General features: G+C 63.3%; 22 protein-coding genes. 13 read left to right on the top strand and 9 right to left on the bottom strand.

From position 1 onward, the window contains the following. Positions 1–32 precede the first annotated feature (32 nt). The 7 genes from D5400_RS07095 to phnG are packed head-to-tail and all read right to left on the bottom strand — an operon-like array spanning position 33 to position 5,171. Positions 33–644, bottom strand: a complete 612-nt coding sequence (locus tag D5400_RS07095; RefSeq protein ID WP_126008998.1) for a DapH/DapD/GlmU-related protein — start codon at positions 642–644, stop codon at positions 33–35. A gap of 2 nt (positions 645–646) precedes the next feature. After that, complete coding sequence (gene phnL / locus D5400_RS07090; protein ID WP_126008995.1) at positions 647–1,354, bottom strand: phosphonate C-P lyase system protein PhnL; 708 nt, start codon at positions 1,352–1,354, stop codon at positions 647–649. Between the two features lie 9 nt (positions 1,355–1,363). After that, entirely contained in the window at positions 1,364–2,140 is a 777-nt protein-coding gene (phnK, locus tag D5400_RS07085; RefSeq protein WP_126008993.1) for a phosphonate C-P lyase system protein PhnK, read from the bottom strand. Next, entirely contained in the window at positions 2,137–3,015 is an 879-nt protein-coding gene (locus D5400_RS07080; RefSeq protein WP_126008991.1) for an alpha-D-ribose 1-methylphosphonate 5-phosphate C-P-lyase PhnJ, read from the bottom strand. Before D5400_RS07080 ends, phnK begins: the two co-directional genes overlap by 4 nt. Continuing rightward, the gene (locus D5400_RS07075) at positions 3,012–4,118 is read right to left on the bottom strand and encodes a carbon-phosphorus lyase complex subunit (RefSeq protein ID WP_126008989.1); all 1,107 of its coding nucleotides are present in this window, start codon (positions 4,116–4,118) and stop codon (positions 3,012–3,014) included. The genes D5400_RS07080 and D5400_RS07075 overlap by 4 nt, the downstream gene beginning before the upstream one ends. A 1-nt stretch (position 4,119) precedes the next feature. Continuing rightward, on the bottom strand, positions 4,120–4,719 hold the full coding sequence (phnH, locus tag D5400_RS07070; RefSeq protein ID WP_126008987.1) for a phosphonate C-P lyase system protein PhnH: 600 nt from the start codon (positions 4,717–4,719) through the stop codon (positions 4,120–4,122). 2 nt (positions 4,720–4,721) lie between these two features. Further along, positions 4,722–5,171 carry a phosphonate C-P lyase system protein PhnG gene (gene phnG, locus D5400_RS07065; RefSeq protein WP_425364914.1) on the bottom strand — a complete coding sequence of 150 codons (450 nt, stop codon included), beginning with the start codon at positions 5,169–5,171 and terminating at the stop codon, positions 4,722–4,724. A gap of 70 nt (positions 5,172–5,241) precedes the next feature. On the opposite strand from phnG, the gene phnF reads away from it, so the two are divergent. Then, entirely contained in the window at positions 5,242–5,976 is a 735-nt protein-coding gene (gene phnF / locus D5400_RS07060) for a phosphonate metabolism transcriptional regulator PhnF (RefSeq protein ID WP_164527818.1), read from the top strand. 24 nt (positions 5,977–6,000) lie between these two features. Here phnF and D5400_RS07055 read toward each other — a convergent pair whose 3' ends face one another. Both D5400_RS07055 and D5400_RS07050 read right to left on the bottom strand, forming a co-directional pair. After that, positions 6,001–6,360 (bottom strand): hypothetical protein, encoded by a 360-nt coding sequence (locus D5400_RS07055; RefSeq protein ID WP_126008983.1) that lies wholly within the window; start codon positions 6,358–6,360, stop codon positions 6,001–6,003. Positions 6,361–6,363: 3 nt separating this feature from the next. Next, entirely contained in the window at positions 6,364–7,353 is a 990-nt protein-coding gene (locus D5400_RS07050) for a LysR family transcriptional regulator (RefSeq protein WP_126008982.1), read from the bottom strand. Between the two features lie 105 nt (positions 7,354–7,458). On the opposite strand from D5400_RS07050, the gene D5400_RS07045 reads away from it, so the two are divergent. From D5400_RS07045 to D5400_RS06990, 12 genes are all read left to right on the top strand, one after another. Continuing rightward, complete coding sequence (locus D5400_RS07045; protein ID WP_245451529.1) at positions 7,459–8,439, top strand: aldose epimerase family protein; 981 nt, start codon at positions 7,459–7,461, stop codon at positions 8,437–8,439. A gap of 163 nt (positions 8,440–8,602) precedes the next feature. Continuing rightward, on the top strand, positions 8,603–9,595 hold the full coding sequence (gene araD1, locus D5400_RS07040; RefSeq protein ID WP_126008977.1) for an AraD1 family protein: 993 nt from the start codon (positions 8,603–8,605) through the stop codon (positions 9,593–9,595). Between the two features lie 163 nt (positions 9,596–9,758). Further along, on the top strand, positions 9,759–10,706 hold the full coding sequence (ytfQ, locus tag D5400_RS07035; RefSeq protein WP_126008975.1) for a galactofuranose ABC transporter, galactofuranose-binding protein YtfQ: 948 nt from the start codon (positions 9,759–9,761) through the stop codon (positions 10,704–10,706). Between the two features lie 61 nt (positions 10,707–10,767). Then, on the top strand, positions 10,768–12,270 hold the full coding sequence (locus D5400_RS07030) for a sugar ABC transporter ATP-binding protein (protein ID WP_126008972.1): 1,503 nt from the start codon (positions 10,768–10,770) through the stop codon (positions 12,268–12,270). Further along, positions 12,270–13,292: an ABC transporter permease gene (locus D5400_RS07025; protein ID WP_126008970.1), complete on the top strand. Its 1,023-nt coding sequence runs from the start codon at positions 12,270–12,272 to the stop codon at positions 13,290–13,292. Before D5400_RS07030 ends, D5400_RS07025 begins: the two co-directional genes overlap by 1 nt. Before the next feature lie 2 nt (positions 13,293–13,294). Then, the gene (yjfF, locus tag D5400_RS07020; protein WP_164528000.1) at positions 13,295–14,263 is read left to right on the top strand and encodes a galactofuranose ABC transporter, permease protein YjfF; all 969 of its coding nucleotides are present in this window, start codon (positions 13,295–13,297) and stop codon (positions 14,261–14,263) included. A gap of 32 nt (positions 14,264–14,295) precedes the next feature. Further along, the gene (locus D5400_RS07015) at positions 14,296–15,114 is read left to right on the top strand and encodes an SMP-30/gluconolactonase/LRE family protein (protein WP_205665533.1); all 819 of its coding nucleotides are present in this window, start codon (positions 14,296–14,298) and stop codon (positions 15,112–15,114) included. 141 nt (positions 15,115–15,255) lie between these two features. Beyond that, the gene (gene chvE, locus D5400_RS07010) at positions 15,256–16,323 is read left to right on the top strand and encodes a multiple monosaccharide ABC transporter substrate-binding protein (RefSeq protein WP_126008964.1); all 1,068 of its coding nucleotides are present in this window, start codon (positions 15,256–15,258) and stop codon (positions 16,321–16,323) included. An 82-nt stretch (positions 16,324–16,405) separates the two neighbouring features. Continuing rightward, on the top strand, positions 16,406–17,935 hold the full coding sequence (gene mmsA / locus D5400_RS07005; RefSeq protein WP_126008962.1) for a multiple monosaccharide ABC transporter ATP-binding protein: 1,530 nt from the start codon (positions 16,406–16,408) through the stop codon (positions 17,933–17,935). 3 nt (positions 17,936–17,938) lie between these two features. Continuing rightward, positions 17,939–19,135 carry a multiple monosaccharide ABC transporter permease gene (gene mmsB / locus D5400_RS07000; protein WP_126008960.1) on the top strand — a complete coding sequence of 399 codons (1,197 nt, stop codon included), beginning with the start codon at positions 17,939–17,941 and terminating at the stop codon, positions 19,133–19,135. Between the two features lie 3 nt (positions 19,136–19,138). Continuing rightward, positions 19,139–20,881 (top strand): L-arabinonate dehydratase, encoded by a 1,743-nt coding sequence (gene araD, locus D5400_RS06995; RefSeq protein WP_126008958.1) that lies wholly within the window; start codon positions 19,139–19,141, stop codon positions 20,879–20,881. Next, complete coding sequence (locus tag D5400_RS06990) at positions 20,868–21,794, top strand: Gfo/Idh/MocA family protein (protein WP_205665532.1); 927 nt, start codon at positions 20,868–20,870, stop codon at positions 21,792–21,794. The genes araD and D5400_RS06990 overlap by 14 nt, the downstream gene beginning before the upstream one ends. Positions 21,795–21,796: the final 2 nt, after the last annotated feature.

Below are 21,796 nucleotides of genomic sequence, written 5' to 3'. Positions count from 1 at the left end.
CGGGGAGCTATGGCCGCAGCCTCGGCAGACCGTCAGCGATGCTTGGCGATGAAGTCGCCGATGGCCAGCGTGCGGAAGTCGTCAAGCGCCGCGTGCAGCTTGTCGTGGTCCCAATCCCACCAGGCAAGCGCATCGAGTTCGGCGGCGATATCGGCCTCGAAACGCTTGCGGATCGGTTTGGCGGGGACACCGCCGACGATCGTGTAAGGTTCGACATCCTTCGACACGACGGCACCTGCACCGATCACCGCGCCATTGCCGATCGACACACCGGGAAGAAGTGTGGCGCCATGGCCGATCCACACGTCGTGGCCGATTGTGACAGCATTTTCCCGGCGCCAAGAGAAGAACGCGGCATCGTTTTCGGCACCATCGAAATAGTCGCCGGCCCGGTACGTGAAGTGGTGCTGGCTCGCGCGCCAGGTGGGGTGGTTGGTGGCATTGATGCGCACGGCCGCAGCGATCGACACGAACTTGCCGATCGTCGCGCACCACACATCGCAATCCTGCATGATGTAGGAATAATCGCCGAGCACCGTTTCGGCCACGCGGCTGCGCGCGCTGATTTCCGTGTAGCGCCCGAGCGTGCACCCCTTGATCTCGGCCGTTTCGTGGATGGACGGTTCAGGTGAAAGTCGTCCCATGATCAGGCGGCCTCGCGCGCCGGCCGAAAGGCCGTGACGTCGATGATCCGGTCTGCCACCGCCTCGCGCACTTCCTCATCGTGGAAGATGCCGAGCAAGGCGGTACCAGCGCGCTTCTTCTCCTCGATCATCGCGATGACCACGCGCCTGTTCTGCGCGTCGAGCGATGCCGTCGGTTCGTCGAGGAGGAGCACCGGATGTTCGGTGATGAAGCCCCGCGCGATGTTCACACGCTGCTGCTCGCCGCCGGAAAACGTCGCCGGTGGCAAAGACCAGAGCGCGTGCGGAAGGTTCAATCGTTCAAGCAGCGCGCTTGCCTGCTGCCGCGAAGCCTCTGCGTCCTGGCCCCGCGCGATCAGCGGCTCCGCGACGACATCGAGCGCCGAAACGCGCGGCACCGTGCGCAGGAATTGGCTGACATACCCGATGACGCTGCGGCGCAGCTGCAGCACCTGGCGTGGGGAGGCCTGGGCAAGATCGACGGTCTCGCCATCGTGCGTGACGAGGATCTCGCCGCCGTCCACCGCGTAATTGCCGTAGAGCATCTTGAGGATCGAACTCTTGCCGGCACCCGAAGGGCCGCCGAGTACGACGCATTCACCGCGCGCCACACGGAAAATGACATTGTCGACGACGGGCAGACGCAGCCCGCCTCTCAGATGCATGGTGAAACTCTTGGCGACGCCCGAAACGACGAGTGGGTCTGACATGGTCTTTCCTCACACCTGCAGGATGGAAGAGACGAGAAGCTGCGTGTAGGGCTCGCGCGGATCGTCGAGCACCCGGTCGGTCAGACCATGCTCGATGACGCGCCCATCCTTCATCACCATAATCCGCTGCGACAGGAGCCGCGCCACGGCGAGATCATGGGTGACGACGATGGCTGCGAGCCCCAATTCACCGACAAGCCCGCGCAGCAGGTCGAGAAGCCGGGCCTGGACCGAGACGTCGAGACCGCCGGTCGGTTCGTCCATGAAGACGAGCCGCGGGCCGGTGACGAGATTGCGCGCGATCTGGAGCCGCTGGCGCATGCCGCCCGAGAAGGCATTCGGCCTGTCGTCGATGCGGTCGGTCGAGATCTCGACCCGCTCCAGCCAGTCAAGCGCGGTGTCGCGAATCCGCCCATAGTGGCGCTCGCCGACAGCCATCAGCCGCTCGCCCACATTCGCGCCGGCCGAGACGCCCATGCGCAGGCCATCCGCTGGATTCTGGTGCACGAAGCCCCAATCGGTGCGCATGAGGAACCGGCGCTCGGCCTCACCCATCGCATAGAGATCTTGCAGCCGACCGTCGCGCATGCGGTAGTCGATGCTGCCGGCCGACGGGGCGAGCCGCGCGGAAAGGCAGTTCAAAAGCGTGGTCTTGCCCGACCCGGATTCGCCGACAATCGCGACGATTTCGCCAGGGTGGATGTCGAGGTCGACGGCTTCGCAGCCGATGCGCTCGCCATAGATTTTCGTGACGCCGCGTGCGGTCATCAGGGGCTGGTCGCTCATCGCCGTGCCTCCTCGACAGCGGCCTGTTTTCCGACATGACCTTCCGAGCGGCGCCCATCGCAGTGCGCCGTGTCGGAGCAGACGAACATGCGCGTGCCGCGGTCGTCCATGATCACCTCGTCGAGATAGACATCGTCCGCGCCACACAGCGCACACGGCTTGTCGAAGCGCTGCACCGTGAAGGGATGGTCGTCGAAATCGAGGCTCACCACGTCGCTATAGGGCGGGATTGCATAGATGCGCCGTTCGCGCCCTGCCCCGAAAAGCTGCAGTGCGGGCGACATGTGCATTTTCGGATTGTCGAATTTCGGCGTCGGCGACGGATCCATCACATAGCGACCCTCCACCTTGACCGGATAGGCGTAGGTCGTTGCGATCTCGCCATGACGGGCGATGTCCTCGTAGAGCTTGACGTGCATCAAGCCGTATTCCTCAAGCGCATGCATCGTCCGCGTCTCGGTCTCCCGCGGCTCGAGGAAGCGCAGCGGCTCGGGGATCGGCACCTGGTAGACGATGATCTGGCCATCGGTCAGCGGATGTTCGGGTATGCGGTGGCGGGTCTGGATGATCGTTGCGGCGCCCGTGTCGGTGGTCACCGCGACATTGGTCACCTTCTGGAAGAATGCCCGGATGGAAACGGCATTCGTCGTGTCGTCCGCGCCCTGGTCGATGACCTTGAGCACATCGTCCTGGCCGATGATGGCGGCAGTCACCTGCACGCCCCCGGTCCCCCAGCCGTAAGGCATCGGCATTTCCCGGCTGGCGAAAGGCACCTGATAGCCGGGGATCGCGATCGCCTTGAGGATCGCACGCCGGATCATGCGCTTGGTTTGCTCGTCCAGATAGGCGAAATTGTAGAAGGGTTCCCCGGTCATTCGGCGGCCTCCCGCTGGTCGTCGGCAGTCTCGTTCTCCGCTTCGTGCACCGCACGCATGCGGCGCACCAGATCGAGCTCGGCCTGGAAATCGACATAATGCGGCAGCTTCAGATGCTCGACGAACCCGGTGGCCTGCACGTTGTCGCAATGGGACAGCACGAACTCTTCGTCCTGCGCCGGTGCGCCCGTCTCTTCGCCTAGTTCGCCGGCCCTCAGGGCCCGGTCGCAGAGCGCCATGGCCATCGCCTTGCGCTCCGACTGGCCGAAGACGAGACCGTAACCACGGGTGAACTGCGGCGGCGCCTTCGCCGAGCCCTTGAACTGGTTGATCATCTGGCATTCGGTGACGCGCACGCGCCCAACCGGCACGGCAAAATCGAGCTCGGGAACATCGAGCTCCACCTCCACCTCGCCGATGCGGATTTCGCCGGCGAAAGGATGAGAGCGACCGAAGCCGCGCTGCGTCGAATAGGCGAGCGCGAGCAGAAAGCCTTCGTCGCCGCGGGCGAGAGATTGAAGCCGTCCGTCGCGGCCCATCGGATAGTCCTGCGGTTCGCGGGTGATGTCGGCGATATGGTCGCCCTCGACGCTTCCGTCTTCTTCCACCAGACCTTCTTCGGCAAGCAGCGCCGACACGCGCGGCGGCGGCGATGCATCGTCGACGCTGATCCGCTCGCCTTCGGGGATCGCTTCGTCGCCGGCCAATGCCGGATCGAGCAGGCGGTGCGTGTAATCAAAAGTCGGCCCAAGCAGTTGCCCGCCAGGCAGATCCTTGAAGGTGGCTGAAATGCGTCGCTCGATCCGCATCTCACCCGTCTCGATCGGGCGAGAATAGCCGAAGCGGCTGAGCGTGGTGCGATAGGCCCGCAGCAAGAAGATCGCCTCGATCATGTCGCCCCGCGCCTGCCGAACGGCGAGTGCGGCCAGTTCGCGGTCGTAAAGCGATCCTTCGGCCATGACGCGATCGACCCCGAGCGCCAGTTGCTCGACGATCTGCTCGAGCCCGATCGCTGGCAGGTCGCGGTTGCCCCGACGACGGTCGGCCAGAAGCCGGTGAGCGTTGGCGATCGCCTTTTCGCCACCCTTGACGGCAACATACATGTCAGACCTCCAGGCGTTTGATGGTGAGTGTGCGCGGCATGCCCATCACGCCGCCCCCGGCACACAGAATGAGATCGACACCGCGGGGGAACAGCACCCGGTTCTCCGCCCAGCGCTCGACGAAATCCGTGCCGAGACCGGCGGGTGCCACGGTCGTTGGCGTCTTGATGCCCGGGCCCGAGCAAGCCAGGCGCGGTCCATGCGTGAGGCCTCCGCAGGCCTTGACGATGGTGGTCGAGCAATCCGGATATTCCTGCGTTCCCTGCCCGAAAGCGCGAAGGTCGGGCAGCGCATCGGCCTCGGCGACGAGCGCGAAGGCGGCGCGCTCGGGCGCATCGACGAGCGGCGCGCCCGTTGCGAAAGCGAGCCACTCGCGCGCTTTCCTATCGTCGGCGAGCGACGGACTCAGCCACAGGAACGTCTCGTGATCGATGAGCGTCTGCGCAATGGCGGCCAGATCGGCATCAATGGCGCCGGCGTCATCATCGACGAGAAGCCGCTGGATCGAGCCGGGACGCGACAGCGCGTCCATCAATGCCCGAAAATTCGCCTGTGCGCGGAAGACCGGATCGGCAGGCTGCTGTGTTGCGAAAGCGGTCATCTTCAGTCCTCGCCGCGAACCATTGTGAAAAAGTCGACCTTGGTGGCCGCGGTCTCTGCGGCACGCCGTAAGTCAGCCTCTTGCTCCGCCTTGCGCAGCGGTTTGAGGATTTGCTGCTCGATCATCTCGCGCCGCATTTCATCCTGGCAGAGCGCATCGCAGATCGCTGACTGCAGCGCCTTCTTGCGATCACGTCCCAGCGCATAGGCATGGCCAATGTGACCGTCGATCTCGACGCTCGCCCGCGTCACGGTCACCTCTCCCACATTGAACGGCGAACCACCGCCGCCAATACGTCCGCGCAGCGTGACAAGGCCGGTTTCCGGCGGCCGGACGACGCGTGTCTCCCGAGGCAGACCAGCCTCCTGGCACAAGTGATCCAGTAATGACATGTCAGCGCGGGCAAGCAGACCCATCGCTTCTTTCCGGCCGTCCCAACTCATCGAAGCCATCCCGTCACTTGTCTGTTTATCTAGACAACTGTAGCCTACACTAGAGATGATCGATGACAAGGCTGTGACGATGGCGGACAAGGTGGGCATTTCCAGAAGCGGGGTCGCGCTGTGGCGCCAAGTGGCGGACCAACTGCGCGGCGCAATCGACCGCGGCGAGTTTCCGCCCGCCTCAAAGCTGCCGTCCGAATTCGAGATCGGTCGACAGTTCGGCGTCAACCGCCACACTGCACGCGCAGCAATCGCGCATCTTGCGTCGGAAGGGTTGGTGCAGACCCGGCACGGGCTTGGCACCATCGTCACCCGCTCAGGCCGCCTGTCCTACCCGATCCGCCTCCGCACACGGCTCAGCACAGGACTGTCCGATCAGGTCGCTTCGATCGAAAGTCGGTTGCTGGGCACGCAGGAACGGGAGGCGAGCCCGAGCGTGGCCTCAGAACTCGGCCTCAGCGCTGGCGACAGCTTGCTGGAACTGGAGACTGTGAGCATTGCCGCAGACCGCCCCATCTCGCTCGCCACGCACTGGCTCGACGCCTCGCGGTTCAAGGGCCTTGCCGACGCCTTCGAAGCGACCGGATCCATGACCGCAGCGTTCCGCAAATTCGGCATTGACGACTATATCCGCCGCGAAACCCGCGTGCTGGCCGAAGGCGCCGGTGAAGCCGAGCTCAAGCATCTCGACCTGCCCAAAGGCTCGATCGTGCTCGTGGCGACTGGAACGAACGCCACGCTTGACGGACGGGCCTTCCACCTCACTCGAACCCGCTTCGCAGCCGACCGCATCGAGTTGCGGATCGAGCATTGAGGGATGGCCATCGCCGGCTTTGGCTCAGGGCTCGATATCGCTTTCTCCACCGTCCGTCGGCAAAGCTTCGAACCAATCGCGGTAGGGCGTGTTTCGCGCGAGGTGGCGGTTGAAATCGGGGGCGCCGTCATCCCACCAGACCGCGCCGCGTTCGCCGAGAGCCACCTTAGCGCTGTGCACGGCGGCGCGGGCATCAGCGAGTGCGTCGGCATCGGTCGCGGCCTTCGCCGACTTGACCGCGCGACGCGCATCCATGAGCTCCTTCACGAGCCTTGTCCGCGCATCGGCATCGAGATCGGGATTGGTCGTCCGCCAGAGCCTTCCGCGCACGACAAAGTAGCGCCCATCCGGCGTGACGGGATGGCGCGCACTGCCATTGCTCATAGGTCAGCCACCCGCCTCTCCACCTTGCATACTACCCGGTGAACAGCGGCGCAGCAGCGTCGCGAGGATCGTTTCTGCAGCGGGAGAGAGATCGCGCTCCTGGCGGGTCACGACGCCATAGGTCTTGACCGTCAGGTCGGGCGCCACGGGCAAGGTGGCAAGCCGGCTGCCGAGGCCGCTGCTGTCGATGAAGAATTCCGCCACCGCCCTGGCCAGCGGCGCGATTGCGTTCGTCTTCTGCACGAGCGCAAGGGTGAAAAGCGTGGACGCGGTGCCGAGCACGCGGCGGGGAAGACGCAAGCCCTTGGAGAGGATGTAGTCCTCCGCCGTACGCCGCAGCAGGCCGCCTGGCGGCTGCATCACCCAATCGTAATCGAGACACCGGTCGAGCGACAACGGATCGATCCGGGTCAAGGGATGATCCGCCCGCACCACGAGGCCGATCGGTTCGTCACCGATGTCAGACACCGCGAATGGTTGCGCGTGGGCACCATCGGGTATGCGGCCGACATAGAAATCCAGTTCACGCGCAAGGAGCGCTTCGGCGAGCTTATTCGACGTATCGACCTGAACCGCGATTTCCACGGCCGGCGAAAGCACCCGGATCTCGCGCACAAGCGGCAGGATCAGCTCGAGCGATGGGCCGGTGACTGATCCGATGCGCACGAGGCCACGCGTTCCCTGGATCGCCTGGACCACACGTTCCTGCGAAAGATCGAGCTCGCGCAGGGTCCGTACCGCCTGATCGGCCATGATGTGGCCGGCTTCCGTCAAGGAAACGCCGCGCGCATGGCGGGTGAAGATCGGCGTGCCGATCATCTCCTCAAGTTGTGCCATGAGGCGCGATGCGGCCGGCTGCGTCATGCCCACCTGCTCGGCCGCCGCGCCGATCTGTCCGGTGTCCCGCAAGACGGCCAGCAGCCGCAATTGCGAGAATTTCAGCCCCTTGCGAACAAGGTGGTTCTGGCTGGTGAGACCCTCGGCCTGGCTCATGACATGACCATACTGTTATCTCTCGAAGCGGAAATGCGATTTGACGCGCATGTCGACTTCTAGCAACGCTGGCGTAAACCATGCAACGGAGGGAATGGTTTGGCTGTGTTCGGAACGATGCCCGATGGGCAGGAGGTCGTCGGGGTTCGCATTCAGGCGGGAGGTTTTAGCGCTTGCATCTTGACCTACGGGGCACGGCTGCAATCGCTGAATTTGGTCGGCGTCGGCCATTCGTTGGTCATCGGTGCCCCGACGCTTGAGCCCTATCTCGGGCCTATGGCCTATTACGGGGCGATGGTCGGTCGTTTCGCCAACCGCATCGGGAACGCCGGGTTCTCCATCGACGGGACGACCTACCAGACGACCCCGAATTTTCTCGACCGCCACACACTCCACGGCGGGAGCCTCGGGCTTCACGGCCACATATGGGACATCGTTGACCGAAGCGATCAGCACGTCACCATGACGATCGACCTGACCGACGGCGACGAAGGGTTTCCGGGTCACATGCACATTGAGACCCGCTATGAGATCGAGGCGCCCTCCTCGCTCCGGATCACGACGACGGCGACGACAGACCGCGCTACCCTCTGCAGCATTGCCAACCATGCCTTTTTCCGTCTGGGAGATGGAGACATCCGGCAGCAGATGCTGACGATCAACGCCGCGCATTATCTACCAGTCGACGACGAGCTTATCCCGACCGGCGACGTCGCCTCGGTCGGCGGCACCGCGTTTGACTTCCGGCAACCGCGCCGGATCGGCGGGCATCGATACGACCACAATTTCTGTCTTCGAGATGGGCGGGGGCCACTGCGGCCGGCCGCTGTTCTGAAAGCACCCGATGCGGATATCGCGCTTCATGTCTCGACGACCGAGCCCGGCCTTCAGTTCTACGATGGCGAAAACACGCAATTTGCTGTCGATGAAGCTGGGCGCAGCCTTCCTGCATTCGCAGGCCTCGCCCTGGAAGCTCAAGCCTGGCCCGATGCACCGAACCGTCCGAATTTTCCGGACGCGATTCTGCGGCCAGGAGAAGTCTACAGAAGCGAAACGCTCTTTGAAATTCGGCGATCGATGCCTTGATATGGCCGGAGTGGTATAGCTGCGGCAAATATTGGAATTTGTACCGTATATCAGCCGATGTTACCCACGGGCTCACAAGATCAGGTCTGCGGGGGGAGACTGCGGGCCACACTTCTTCGCAACCGCCGCGGCGGGCGCGGAGAGGCATTGGAGGAGGTCCGAATTGCTGCTCTCACAGTACCGTCGCGAAGATGGAAAGGCCCAGATCGTTGCTCGCGAGGGCACGGAAGCCTACGACGTCGCGACCGATGCATCGCTTTACGAACTGGCCTTAGCCTGCGCGAACGATGGCGCCGATCTCAGATCGTCGATCCTTAATCTTGGCCTGCGCAAGGCCGTGGACCTGGCATCGCTCTGCGCCGATGGCCGGCTCCTGCCGCCCGTCCTGCATCCGGATCCGAGCCACCTGCACCTGACGGGAACCGGGCTGACCCATCTGGGATCGGCATCGACACGCGCGGCCATGCACGAGAAAGCTAGCGATAATGAGACCGATTCCATGCGGATGTTCCGCATGGGTCTCGAAGGCGGCAAGCCCTTGAACGGCGCACCGGGCGTGCAGCCGGAATGGTTTTACAAAGGCAATGGCGACGCGCTGGTCGCGCCTTGCGGCGCGCTTGCATGCCCTGCCTATGCCGAGGACGGTGGCGAAGAGCCCGAAATTGCCGGCATCTATGTCATCGGCAACGATGGGGAGCCCTATCGTGTCGGCTTCGCGCTCGCCAATGAGTTTTCCGACCACATCATGGAGAAGCGGAACTACCTCTATCTCGCGCACTCCAAACTGCGCCAGGCCGCGGTCGGGCCGGAACTGCTCGTCGGCCCCTTGCCGGACAGCATCGAAGGGACGAGTCGTATCCGGCGAGGCGCAGAGGTGGTCTTCGAAAAGCCGTTCCTCTCGGGTGAGGCGAACATGTCCCATTCGATCGCCAACCTCGAGCATCATCATTTCAAATACGGCATCTTCCGCCGGCCCGGCGACGTCCACGTCCACATGTTCGGAACGGCGACACTATCCTTTGCCGAAGGGTTCGCGGCGCAGAATGGCGACGTTTTCGAAATCGAGGCTGCCGCCTTCGGTTTGCCCCTGACCAATCGGCTGGAGATCGTCACGAAGCCTGACAAGGAAAAGCGCCAGACCGTGCGCATGCTTTGAAATCGGAGGCTTTGACGCGCAATTTGTTGCGCTGTCGATGTCGGGAAGAGACACGATCCGGCCAAGCTGCCGGTTCGCAAGCGCGAGGGGGCCGGCGCGGACGGGTCCGAGGAGGAACATGGCTGGGCGCGATAGCCCCACCCGTGGACAGTGGAGGAAAACCATGACCAGAGTACTTCTTGCCGGGGCGGCCTTGCTCGCTCTATCGGCAGCAGCATCAGCACAGACAGTCGGCTTCTCGCAGATCGGATCGGAATCCGGCTGGCGCGCCGCCGAAACGACGCTCACGCGGCAGCAGGCCGAAGAGCGCGGCTATACGCTTCAGTTCTCCGACGCACAGCAGCGCCAGGAAAACCAGATCGCAGCCTTGCGGTCGTTCATCGCGCAGGGCGTCGATGCCATTCTCATCGCGCCCGTTGTCGCGACGGGATGGGACAGCGTGCTTCAGGAAGCACAGGAGGCCGAAATCCCGGTCGTGCTTCTTGACCGCCAGGTCGATTCCTCGGACGATCTCTATCTGACAGCCGTCGGTTCGGATCTCGTCCACGAAGGCGAAGTCGCCGGCGAATGGCTCCTCGGCGAAGTCGGTGAGGAGGAGTGCCGGGTGGTCGAATTACAGGGAACCACGGGTTCGTCGCCGGCAATCGACCGGGCACAGGGCTTCCGCAATGCCATCGAAGGCCATGCCAATGTCGAGATCGTGCGCAGCCAGACCGGCGACTTCACGCGCGCCGGCGGCAAGAGCGTAATGGAAAGCTTCCTGCAGGCCGAAGGCGGTGGCGAAAACATCTGCGCGCTTTACGCCCACAATGACGACATGGCGATCGGCGCCATTCAGGCGATCAAGGAAGCCGGGCTTGCACCTGGCGAAGACATCAAGATCGTCTCCATCGACGCCGTTCCGGACATCTTCCAGGCCATGGCTGCAGGCGAGGCGAATGCAACGGTGGAATTGACGCCGAACATGGCTGGCCCCGCCTTCGACGCGCTGGAAGCCTATTGGGCGGATGGCACCGAGCCGGAGAAGTTCATCCAGACGGAATCGCGCCTCTACACCCAGGCAGACGATCCGGCAGCCGAATATGAGGCTCGCAAGGATCTCGGTTACTAAGAGATCCTGCCAACCAGAACCGGGGCAGCAATTGCCCCGGTTTCCTTGCGGGAAAGAACCGATGCTCCTGTCGATCACATCGCTGTCGAAAAGCTTCGTCGGCGCCAAGGCGCTTCAGGGCGTCGATTTCGAGCTTGCCGCCGGCGAAGTGCACGCACTGCTCGGCGAAAACGGCGCAGGAAAATCCACGCTGATCAAATGCCTGACGGGCGCCTACAAGCGGGATGCCGGCGAGATCCGCCTGGACGGTGTTTCGATCGATCCATCCTCGACGGCAGAAGCGCAAGCGCTCGGCATCGGCACCGTCTATCAGGAGGTGAACCTCCTGCCCAATCTCACCGTTGCACAGAACCTGACCTTCGGCCGCGAGCCACGCCGTTTTGGCCTCGTCGACGCACGAGCCCAAAGGGCGCAGGCCCGGGCAATGCTGGAGCCTTACGGGCTCGATATCGATGTCGATCGCGATCTTGGCGCCTACTCGGTCGCCATCCGCCAGATCATCGCCATCGCACGCGCCGTGGCGCTTTCGGGCAAGGTTCTGATCCTGGACGAACCGACCGCCAGCCTCGATGCAGCCGAAGTGCGCATGCTGTTCACCATTGTGCGCAAGCTGCGCGCCGAAGGCCTCGGCATCATCTTCGTTTCACACTTTCTCGATCAGGTTTTCGCCATCTGCGACCGCGTCACCGTGCTTCGCAACGGCCGCAAGATTGTCACGGAGAGAACAGCCGACCTCGACCGCGTGCGTCTGATTTCCCATATGCTCGGCCGCGACCTGGAAGAAGCGGCGCACGAGCACCGCAAGCATGCGGATACGGATCACGCTCAGCGCGGCCCGCTGCTCACGTTCAAAGCCGTCGGCCGCGCCGGCATGATCGAACCCTTCGATCTAGCTGTCGGCGAAGGCGAAGTGATCGGACTTGCCGGCCTGCTCGGCTCCGGGCGCACCGAAAGCGCGGAGCTTCTTTTCGGCGTCCGCACCAGCGACAGCGGCAGCGCCTCCGACCAGCACGGGCGCGTCGCCCATGGCAGCCCGCGCGAGGCGATCGCTGCCGGCTTCGGCTTTGCGCCGGAAGACCGCAAGGTCGATGGCATCATCGCCGAATTGTCCGTGCGCGAAAACATCGTTCTGGCGCTGCAGGCCAAACGCGGCTGGATGTCGAAGATCTCGCGCCAGGAGCAGGATGCGCTTGCCGAACGCTATATCGGCCGCCTCGACATCCGAACATCGAGCGCGGACAAGCCGATCGGAGAATTGTCGGGCGGCAACCAGCAGAAGGTGGTTCTCGCGCGCTGGCTGGCAATGAACCCGCGCTTCCTGATTCTCGATGAACCCACCCGCGGCATCGACGTGGGCGCCCACGCCGAGATCGTTCGGCTCATCCAGGAGATCACGAAGACCGGCATGGCCGTGCTCGTCATCTCGTCCGAACTCGAAGAGCTCGTCGCTGTCTGCGATCGTGTCATCGTGGTGCGTGACAGGCGCCATGTCACCGAACTCGCCGGCGCCGACATCAGCACGGACGCGATCGTCCGCGCGATCGCGAAGCCCGAGGCTGCTTGATGATACGCTCGCTTCAACGCATCACGCCGCAGCTCTTGACGCTGGCTGCCCTCGTCGCGCTTGTGACGCTGTTCTTCCCGAACTTCATTTCCATTTCCTACGATGGCGCACGCTTTGTCGGGCCGATCGTGGATGTGCTCAAGCGATCGGCACCGGTTGCGCTGCTCGCCGTCGGCATGACGCTCGTCATCGCCACGCGCGGGATCGATCTCTCCGTCGGCACAGTCATGGCGATCGCCGGCGCCGTCGCGGCCTATGCGATCACGTCCGGCTTCGGCCTTCCCGCGACATTGGCATTGGCGCTGCTGGCGGGTCTTGCCGCAGGTTTGTGGAACGGATGCCTCGTTGCGCTCATCGGCATCCAGCCCATCGTCGCGACGCTGATCCTGATGACGGCCGGTCGCGGGATCGCGCAATTGATCACCGAAGGCCGCATCCTCACTTTCTCCAACAACGATTTCGCGTTCATCGGCTCGGGCACGGTTTACGGCATGCCGTTCCCCACCATTCTCTGGCTTGCAACGGCGATCCTGGTTGCTGCGCTGATGCGGCGAACCGCACTTGGACTTCTCATCGAAGCGACGGGCATCAACCGTGCGGCAAGCGCTCTCGCCGGCGTCAATGCCACCGTGATCCTGATCGCCGTCTACATGGCATCGGGCTTCTGCGCGGCGCTGGCAGGCATCGTGGCGACAGCCGACATCCGCGGCGCCGACGCGAACAATGCCGGGCTGTGGCTTGAACTCGACGCGATCCTGGCTGTCGTCATCGGTGGAAATTCGCTGCTTGGCGGACGCTTCTCGATCGCCGGTGCGATGATCGGCGCATTGATCATCCAGACGATCAACACCGGCATCGTCCTTGCCGGCTTTCCGTCGGAATACAATCTCGTCATCAAGGCAGGTCTGGTCCTCGTCATCCTCGTGATGCAATCACCAAACCTCTCGGCCGACTGGTTCTATCTGAAGACGCTGATCAGTGAACGGCGCACCGCACGGGCAGAGCGGAAGGAAGCGTCATGACCATCAATCCGCGCCTCTATCCTCTGCTCACGACGATCGGCATCTTCATCGTCGGCTATTTTCTCTGCTATCTGCAGTTCCCGAACATCCTGTCGACCCGCGTCGTCGGCAATCTGCTGACCGACAACGCCTATCTCGGCATCGTCGCCGTCGGCATGACGATCGTCATTCTCTCGGGTGGCATCGACCTGTCGGTCGGCTCCGTCATCGCATTTTCCGGTGTATTCATCGCCGTGATGCTGCGCGATACCGATCTGCCGGCGCCGTTGGTCATCGTCATGCTGCTGGTCATCACCAGCGCGTTCGGAGCAGCGATGGGGTGGCTGATCCATGCGCTTGCCATGCCGGCCTTCATCGTCACCCTGGCCGGCATGTTCCTCGCCCGCGGCGCCGCCTATATGCTGACGATCGACTCGATCGCCATCACCGACCCGTTCTTTGCTGCAATTCAAAACGCCTATTGGCTGATGCCCGGCAGAGGACGGCTGACACTGATCGGCGTCCTGATGGTCGTCGTCGTGCTGGCAGGCGCCCTGCTCGCCCATCGCACGCGATTTGGCGCAAGCGTCTTCGCCCTCGGGGGCGGCGAACAGACCGCGCGGCTTATGGGTGTCAATGTCGGGCGGACGACTGTCCTGATCTACGCCTTCTCGGGCCTGATGGCCGGCCTGTCCGGCGTGGTCTTCTCCGTCTACACCGGTTCCGGTTATCCGCTCGCCACCGTCGGCACAGAACTGACGGCGATCGCCGCCGTGGTGATCGGGGGAACCATCCTGACAGGCGGCGCCGGATATGTGATCGGCACCCTGTTCGGCGTGCTGACGATGGGCCTCATACAGACCTATCTCGTCTTCGATGGAAGCCTCTCCAGCTGGTGGACCAAGATCGTGATCGGCATGCTGCTCCTGCTCTTCATCCTGCTTCAGAAGGGTCTTCTTCGCCTGACGGCCTTCGGCGCGGCGCGCGCATGAGGGAGGTTCAGGTTCATGACGAGCGCGCATGCATGCTGGGCGAAGGCGCGCTCTGGCATCCCGAGCGCGGCCAGCTTTTTTGGTTCGACATTCTCGCGGGCAAGCTCCTCAGCCGGTCAGCCGACGGCCCTCTCGAATGGAGCTTCGGCGAGTGCGTTTCGGCGGCAGGCTGGGTCGACCGCGACCGGCTGCTGATCGCCAGCGAAACAGGCCTCAGCCTTTTCGACATCGCGACCGGAGAGCGAACGGGGATCGCCGCGGTCGAAGCAGACGATGCATCCACCCGCTCCAACGATGGCCGTGCCGATCCCTTCGGCGGCTTCTGGTTCGGCACGATGGGAAAGAAGGCAGAACAGGGCAGAGGCGCGATCTACCGTTTCAACAAGGGCCGCGTCGAAAAGCTCTTCGACGCCATCACCATTCCGAACGCCATCTGCTTTGCGCCGGATGGACGCCGAGCCTATTACGCGGACACCACCTCCGGCATGGTCTACGCGGTGAAGCTGGACCGTGAAGGATGGCCGGCAGGCGAGCCCGAAGTGTTCATCGACCTGACCTTAGAAGACATTTCGCCAGACGGTGCCGTGACGGATGCGGAAGGCTGTCTCTGGAATGCTCAATGGGGCGCATCACGTGTCGCCTGCTACGCGCCCGACGGCTCGCTGAAAAAGGTCGTTTCTCTACCGGCCGCCCATGTGTCTTGCCCCGCATTCGGCGGAGCAGACTTTTCGACGCTCTTCGTGACGAGCGCGCTCGAGAACATTCCGTCCCCTCGTCCCGCCGATGGCTTGACCTACGCCGTCCGCCTCGACGTCTCCGGGCGGCCTGAGCCGGCTGTCCTGACGGCCTGACGCGCTTCAGGCATACCGGGAGCGGTATATCTTTCGTCTGATACGGAATTTGACCGTCATATCTCTTTTGCCTAACTCTCGGGGTCCGATGAGGAGATCGGATCGAGGCTGGCGCAGTCACGCCGCCAATGGGAGGAACTCATGCGTTATATTTCAGCTGCGATTGCCGCAGCATTGCTTGCAACGACTGCGTTGGCCGTACCGGCTTTCGCGCAGGACAAGGGCTTCGTTGGCATCGCCATGCCGACGCAGTCTTCCGCACGCTGGATTTCCGATGGCAATTCCATGGTCGAGCAGTTCGAAGCCGCCGGCTACGAGACCGACTTGCAATATGCGGAGGACGATATCCCGAACCAGCTCGCTCAGGTCGAAAACATGATCACCAAGGGCGTCAATGTCCTGGTGATCGCGGCAATCGACGGGACGACCCTGTCGAACGCGCTCGCCAACGCGGCCGCTGCGGATATCAAGGTGATCGCCTATGACCGCCTGATCCGCGACAGCGAGAATGTCGACTACTACGCGACCTTCGACAATTTCCAGGTCGGCGTGCAGCAGGCTGAAACGCTGGTTGCCGGACTGGAAGAGCGTTTCGGCGATGTCGAAACCTGGAACGTGGAGCTCTTCGGCGGCTCGCCCGACGACAACAATGCCTATTTCTTTTACGACGGCGCCATGTCCGTGCTCCAGCCGCTGATCGACAGCGGCGATATCGTGGTGAAGTCCGGGCAGACCGGCATGCAGACCGTTGGCACGCTGCGCTGGGACGGCTCGGTTGCCCAGGCCCGCATGGATAACCTTCTGTCGGCCAACTACACCGACGACCAGGTGCATGGGGTGCTCTCACCCTATGACGGCCTTTCCATCGGCATCCTCTCGTCGCTCAAAGGCGTCGGTTATGGCTCCGGCGACATGGAGATGCCGATCGTGACCGGACAGGACGCCGAAGTCCAATCCGTGAAGTCGATCCTCGCCGGCGAGCAATATTCGACAATCTTCAAGGATACGCGCGAACTCGCCCGCGTCACCGTAGGCATGGTCGACGCGGTACTCTCCGACGGAGAGCCGGAGATCAACGACACGGAAACCTATGACAACGGCGTCAAGATCGTGCCGTCCTACCTGCTCGAGCCGGTTCCGGTGACCGAAGCCAACTGGCGTGAAGTGCTGGTCGACAGCGGCTACTACGAAGCATCCGAGATCGAGTGATCCTCCCAAGGACAGCGGGTCCCGGCATCGGCCGGGGCCTGCAGACCGTGGAAGGGCAACCGACGGCGATCTGGAGCGCGCCATGAGCGAAACCATCCTTGAGATGCGCAACATCACCAAGACGTTTCCGGGCGTGCGAGCACTCGACGACGTCTCCTTCTCCGTCAGACGCGGTGAAATCCACGCGCTCGTCGGCGAAAACGGTGCCGGCAAATCCACGTTGATGAAGGTGCTGTCGGGCGTTTATCCGCATGGCGAATATGAAGGCGACATCGTCTATGAGGGCGAGGTGAAGGCCTTCCGCGGCATCGCCGATTCCGAGCGAGACGGCATCATCATCATCCATCAGGAACTCGCGCTCGTCCCGCTGTTGTCGATTGCGGAAAACATCTTCCTCGGCAACGAATGCGCCACGCGCGGCGTGATCGACTGGCGCGAGACGAACCGGCGGACCGGGGAACTGCTCGCCCGCGTGGGTTTACGCGAACGGCCCGAAACAAAGGTCATGCATCTCGGTCTCGGCAAGCAGCAGCTGGTCGAGATCGCCAAGGCGCTGTCGCGCGAAGTGCGCCTGCTCATTCTGGATGAGCCCACATCCTCGCTGAACGAACATGACAGCGACGCACTGCTCGAGCTTCTCATCGAATTTCGCCGCCGCGGGATTTCCTCCATCCTCATTTCGCACAAGCTGAACGAGGTCTCGAAGGTCGCCGATACGATCACGATCCTGCGCGACGGCATGGCGGTGACATCGCTCGACTGTTCCAAAGGTCCGGTGCCGGAGGATCGCGTCATCCGCGACATGGTCGGACGTTCGTTGTCCGACCGCTATCCATCGCGAGACCCGAAGATCGGCCCAACGATTCTCGAAGTGCGCGACTGGACCGTACGCCATCCGATCGACACCAGCCGGCTCGTGGTCGACAAGGTCAATTTCACGCTACGCGAAGGCGAAGTGCTCGGCATCGCAGGGTTGATGGGATCGGGCCGGACCGAGCTCGCCATGAACATGTTTGGCCGTTCCTACGGCACCTATGTCAGCGGCGAGGCGCTGATCCGCGGCAAGACCGTCGATCTGTCGAGTGTGCCGGCTGCGATCGATGCGGGCCTCGCCTATGCCACCGAGGACCGCAAGACCTTCGGTCTGGTGCTGGACCAGACAATCCGCCGCAATGTGCCGCTTGCCAATCTCGATGGCATCGCCAGCAAAGGCGTCGTCGATCGACACCGCGAGGCGCATGTCGCGGAAGACTATCGCAATCGCGTCCGCATCAAGAGCTCGTCGATCGAGCAGGCAACGGTCAATCTGTCCGGCGGCAACCAGCAGAAGGTGGTTCTGTCGAAATGGCTGTTTGCCGATCCGGACATTCTCATTCTCGATGAACCCACCCGCGGCATCGATGTCGGCGCCAAGTTCGAGATCTACACGATCATCCGCGACCTCGCCGCATCGGGTAAATCGATCATCGTCATCTCGTCGGAGATGCCCGAACTGCTCGGCATCACCGACCGTCTCTACGTCATGAACAAGGGCCGGTTTGTCGGTGAGTTGCCGACGGCGCAAGCCAGCCAGGAGAAGATCATGTCCATCATCATCAACGCGGGCGGCTGACCCATGGACCAGACCGTAACCACAGAACCGACGCCCGTCCGCGCCTCCGGCGTCAGCTTCTTCCGCGCCAACATGCGCGAATATGGCATCCTGATCGCGCTGGTCGTGATCATGGCCTTCTTCCAGTTCGCAACGGGCGGCATCCTGCTCCGACCGGTCAACCTGACGAACCTGATCCTGCAGAACAGCTACATCGTCATCATGGCGGTCGGCATGCTGCTGGTGATCGTGTCAGGCCATATCGACCTTTCGGTCGGATCGGTGCTCGGCTTCGTCGGCGCGCTCGCTGCGGTCATGATCGTCCAGTGGGACATGAACTACGTGCTGGCGTCTATCCTGTGTCTTGGCGTCGGCGCCGCGATCGGTGCCGCGCAGGGCTTCTGGATCGCCTATTTCCGCATCCCCTCCTTCATCGTCACGCTTGCGGGCATGCTGGTCTTCAAGGGCCTCACTCTCTGGCTGCTTGCCGGCCAGTCCGTCGGGCCCTTCCCGCCCACTTTTCAGCTGATGTCGTCGGGCTTCCTGCCGGATATTTTCGGCGGCGACGGCATCAACATCCTGTCGCTCGTCATGGGCCTGTGTGTCGCAGCGCTTCTGCTCTATCTCGCGATACGCACCCGCAGCCAGGAGATCAAGCGCGGGCTGCCGACCGAGCCGGCGGCGCTGTTCACCGTGAAGAACGCGCTCATCGCACTGGCGATCGCCTATATGAGCTATCTCATGGCGTCGTTCCGCGGCCTGCCGAACGTCTTCATCATCATGGCGCTTCTGATCGCCGTCTATTCCTTCGTCGCCAACCGCACGACGGTCGGCCGACGCATCTATGCGATCGGCGGCAACGAGAAGGCCGCGAAGCTGTCCGGCATCCGTACCGAGCGGCTCGTGTTCCTCACCTTCGCCAATATGGGCATGCTGGCAGCACTGGCCGGCCTCGTCTTCGCCGCCCGGCTGAACACCGCCACGCCGAAAGCCGGCCTCGGCTTCGAACTCGACGTCATCGCGGCCGTCTTCATCGGCGGCGCGTCGATGTCCGGCGGCGTCGGCACGATCGTCGGTGCCGTCATCGGCGCCTTCATCATGGGCGTGATGAACAATGGCATGTCGATCCTCGGTATCGGCATCGACTACCAGCAGGTCATCAAAGGCCTGGTGCTGCTCGCTGCCGTCATCTTCGACGTCTACAACAAGAACAAGGCCTGAGAGATGACCTTCAAGAAGGCTGAATGGCCGCGCAAACTGCGATCGACGGAATGGTTCGGTGGCACGAGCCGCGACCACATCTACCACCGCTCCTGGATGAAGAACCAGGGATTGCCGGCCGACCTGTTCGATGGGCGCCCCGTCATCGGCATCTGCAACACCTGGTCGGAACTGACGCCCTGCAACGCGCACCTGCGCGATCTTGCCCAGCGGGTGAAGCACGGCATTTACGAAGCCGGCGGCCTGCCGGTCGAGTTCCCGGTCTTCTCGCCCGGTGAAAGCACGCTGCGCCCGACCGCGATGATGTACCGCAACCTCTGCGCCATGGATGTCGAGGAAGCGTTGCGCGCCAACCCGATCGACGGCGTCGTCCTGCTCGTCGGATGCGACAAGACCACGCCCGCGCTTTTGATGGGTGCCGCAAGTGTCGACATTCCAGCCATCGCCGTTTCGGGCGGCCCGATGCTGAACGGATGGTTCCGCGGCGAACGGGTCGGTTCCGGCACGGCACTCTGGCAGATGAGCGAGGCCATCAAGGCCGGCACCATGACCAGCGACGAATTCCTGGAGGCGGAACAATCCATGTCGCGCAGCCCCGGTTCGTGCAACACCATGGGCACGGCCTCCACCATGGCCTCCATGGCGGAAGCGCTCGGCATGGCGCTTTCCGGCAATGCCGCGATCCCGGCCGTCGATTCCCGCCGCCGCGTGATGGCGCATCTGAGCGGCCGGCGCATCGTCGACATGGTCAAGGACGACCTCAAGCCATCCGACATCATGACGCGCGAAGCCTTCGAGAACGCCATCCGCACCAATGGCGCGATCGGCGGATCGACGAATGCCGTCATCCATCTTCTTGCCATTGCCGGACGCGTTGGCATCGATCTGACGCTCGACGATTGGGACCGGCTCGGCCGCGACGTGCCGACGATCGTCAATCTCATGCCGTCCGGTAAATACCTGATGGAGGAGTTCTTCTACGCCGGCGGGTTGCCGGTGGTGATCAAGCGGCTCGGCGAAGCGGGATTGCTCAACCGCGATGCGATCACGGTCTCGGGCGCTGCCATCTGGGACGAGGTCAAGGACACCCGCAACTGGAACGAGGACGTCATCCTGCCGGTCGATCGCGCGCTGACGCCCCATGGTGGCATCGCCGTGCTCAAAGGCAACCTTGCGCCCAATGGAGCCGTGCTCAAGCCATCGGCTGCGAGCCCGGAACTGCTGCAGCATCGCGGCCGCGCCGTGGTGTTCGAGGACATCGACGACTACAAGGCGAAGATCAACGACGAGAGCCTCGACATCGACGCCACCTGCATCATGGTCATGAAGAATTGCGGACCGCGCGGTTATCCCGGCATGGCCGAAGTCGGCAATATGGGCCTGCCGCCGAAGGTGCTGCGCACGGGCGTTCGAGACATGGTGCGCATTTCGGATGCGCGCATGTCGGGCACCGCCTATGGGACGGTCGTGCTGCACACGACGCCGGAGGCGGCGGTTGGCGGGCCGCTCGCGATCGTGCGGACCGGGGACATGATCGAGCTCGATGTCCCGAACCGCCGGCTCCATCTCGATGTATCGGATGAGGAGATCGCAACGCGGCTTGCCGCCTGGGCACCGCCGGTCGAAAAGCCTGCGGGCGGATATGCACGCCTCTTCCACGACCACGTGCAAGGCGCCGATACCGGCGCGGACTTCGATTTCCTCAAGGGCCATCGCGGCAAGGATGTCGGACGTGACAGTCATTAAGATCGCCATCGTCGGTGTCGGCAAGATCGCGCAGGACCAGCACGTTCCGTCCATCAAGGGCAACGAGGCTTTCGAGCTTGCGGCAACTGTCAGCAGCCGCGACGGCCTGCCCGGCATCGAGAACCATGCTCAGCTGACCGATCTTCTGGAAAAGCGGCCCGACATTCCCGCGGTCGCCCTCTGCATGCCGCCGCAGATGCGCTACGAGGCGGCAAGCCTCGCGATTGAAGCCGGCCGGCATGTCCTCTTGGAGAAGCCGCCCGGTGCAACCATCGCCGAAGTTCAGGACCTCGTCGAACGAGCGCGTGCAAAGAACGTCAGCCTGTTCGCGACGTGGCACTCCCGCTTCGCGGCGGGCGTTCCCGCTGCCCGCGCCTGGCTCGCCGAGCGCATGATCCGGCATGTGCGCATCACCTGGAAGGAAGACGTGCGGCGCTGGCATCCCGGCCAGGCCTGGATCTGGGAACCGGGCGGCCTTGGCGTGTTCGATCCTGGCATCAACGCCCTGTCAATTCTCACCGAAATCCTCCCCGAACCGGTCCACCTCGTCCAATCGACGCTCGAAGTGCCGGACGGACGCCAAGCCCCCATTGCCGCATCGCTGCGGTTCCGGGGCCCCGCCGGCCTGACGGTTGAGGCCGATTTCGACTGGCGCCAGACCGGTCCGCAAACCTGGGACATCGAAATCGGCACCGACACGGGCTCCCTCAGCCTATCCAAGGGCGGAGCGGAGTTGACGATCGGCGGGCGGCGCGAGATGACGGAAGCCGATGTCGAATATGCCGGCATCTACCGCCGCTTCGCCGAACTGATCGACGCGCGCGAGATCGATGTGGATCTCGCCCCGCTGATCCATGTCGCCGACGCCTTCATGCTCGGCCGCAAGATCACGGTCGAACCTTTCGAGGAATGAGA

The sequence above is a fragment of the Georhizobium profundi genome, assembly GCF_003952725.1.
Taxonomy (GTDB): Bacteria; Pseudomonadota; Alphaproteobacteria; order Rhizobiales; family Rhizobiaceae; genus Georhizobium; species Georhizobium profundi.
This window is presented reverse-complemented; position numbering and strand designations above follow the sequence as displayed.

Bases quoted from the DNA above. Each gene is read 5' to 3' on its own strand.
- D5400_RS07055 (WP_126008983.1), bottom strand. From the start codon at position 6,360: ATGAGCAATGGCAGTGCGCGCCATCCCGTCACGCCGGATGGGCGCTAC.
- phnG (WP_425364914.1), bottom strand. From the start codon at position 5,171: ATGGCTTCGATGAGTTGGGACGGCCGGAAAGAAGCGATGGGTCTGCTT.
- mmsB (WP_126008960.1), top strand. From the start codon at position 17,939: ATGGACCAGACCGTAACCACAGAACCGACGCCCGTCCGCGCCTCCGGC.
- D5400_RS07015 (WP_205665533.1), top strand. From the start codon at position 14,296: ATGCTGGGCGAAGGCGCGCTCTGGCATCCCGAGCGCGGCCAGCTTTTT.
- D5400_RS07080 (WP_126008991.1), bottom strand. From the start codon at position 3,015: ATGACCGGGGAACCCTTCTACAATTTCGCCTATCTGGACGAGCAAACC.
- D5400_RS07050 (WP_126008982.1), bottom strand. From the start codon at position 7,353: ATGAGCCAGGCCGAGGGTCTCACCAGCCAGAACCACCTTGTTCGCAAG.
- phnF (WP_164527818.1), top strand. From the start codon at position 5,242: ATGGCGGACAAGGTGGGCATTTCCAGAAGCGGGGTCGCGCTGTGGCGC.
- phnL (WP_126008995.1), bottom strand. From the start codon at position 1,354: ATGTCAGACCCACTCGTCGTTTCGGGCGTCGCCAAGAGTTTCACCATG.
- mmsA (WP_126008962.1), top strand. From the start codon at position 16,406: ATGAGCGAAACCATCCTTGAGATGCGCAACATCACCAAGACGTTTCCG.
- D5400_RS07025 (WP_126008970.1), top strand. From the start codon at position 12,270: ATGATACGCTCGCTTCAACGCATCACGCCGCAGCTCTTGACGCTGGCT.
- D5400_RS07075 (WP_126008989.1), bottom strand. From the start codon at position 4,118: ATGTATGTTGCCGTCAAGGGTGGCGAAAAGGCGATCGCCAACGCTCAC.
- ytfQ (WP_126008975.1), top strand. From the start codon at position 9,759: ATGACCAGAGTACTTCTTGCCGGGGCGGCCTTGCTCGCTCTATCGGCA.
- D5400_RS07095 (WP_126008998.1), bottom strand. From the start codon at position 644: ATGGGACGACTTTCACCTGAACCGTCCATCCACGAAACGGCCGAGATC.
- araD (WP_126008958.1), top strand. From the start codon at position 19,139: ATGACCTTCAAGAAGGCTGAATGGCCGCGCAAACTGCGATCGACGGAA.
- D5400_RS07030 (WP_126008972.1), top strand. From the start codon at position 10,768: ATGCTCCTGTCGATCACATCGCTGTCGAAAAGCTTCGTCGGCGCCAAG.
- phnH (WP_126008987.1), bottom strand. From the start codon at position 4,719: ATGACCGCTTTCGCAACACAGCAGCCTGCCGATCCGGTCTTCCGCGCA.
- chvE (WP_126008964.1), top strand. From the start codon at position 15,256: ATGCGTTATATTTCAGCTGCGATTGCCGCAGCATTGCTTGCAACGACT.
- phnK (WP_126008993.1), bottom strand. From the start codon at position 2,140: ATGAGCGACCAGCCCCTGATGACCGCACGCGGCGTCACGAAAATCTAT.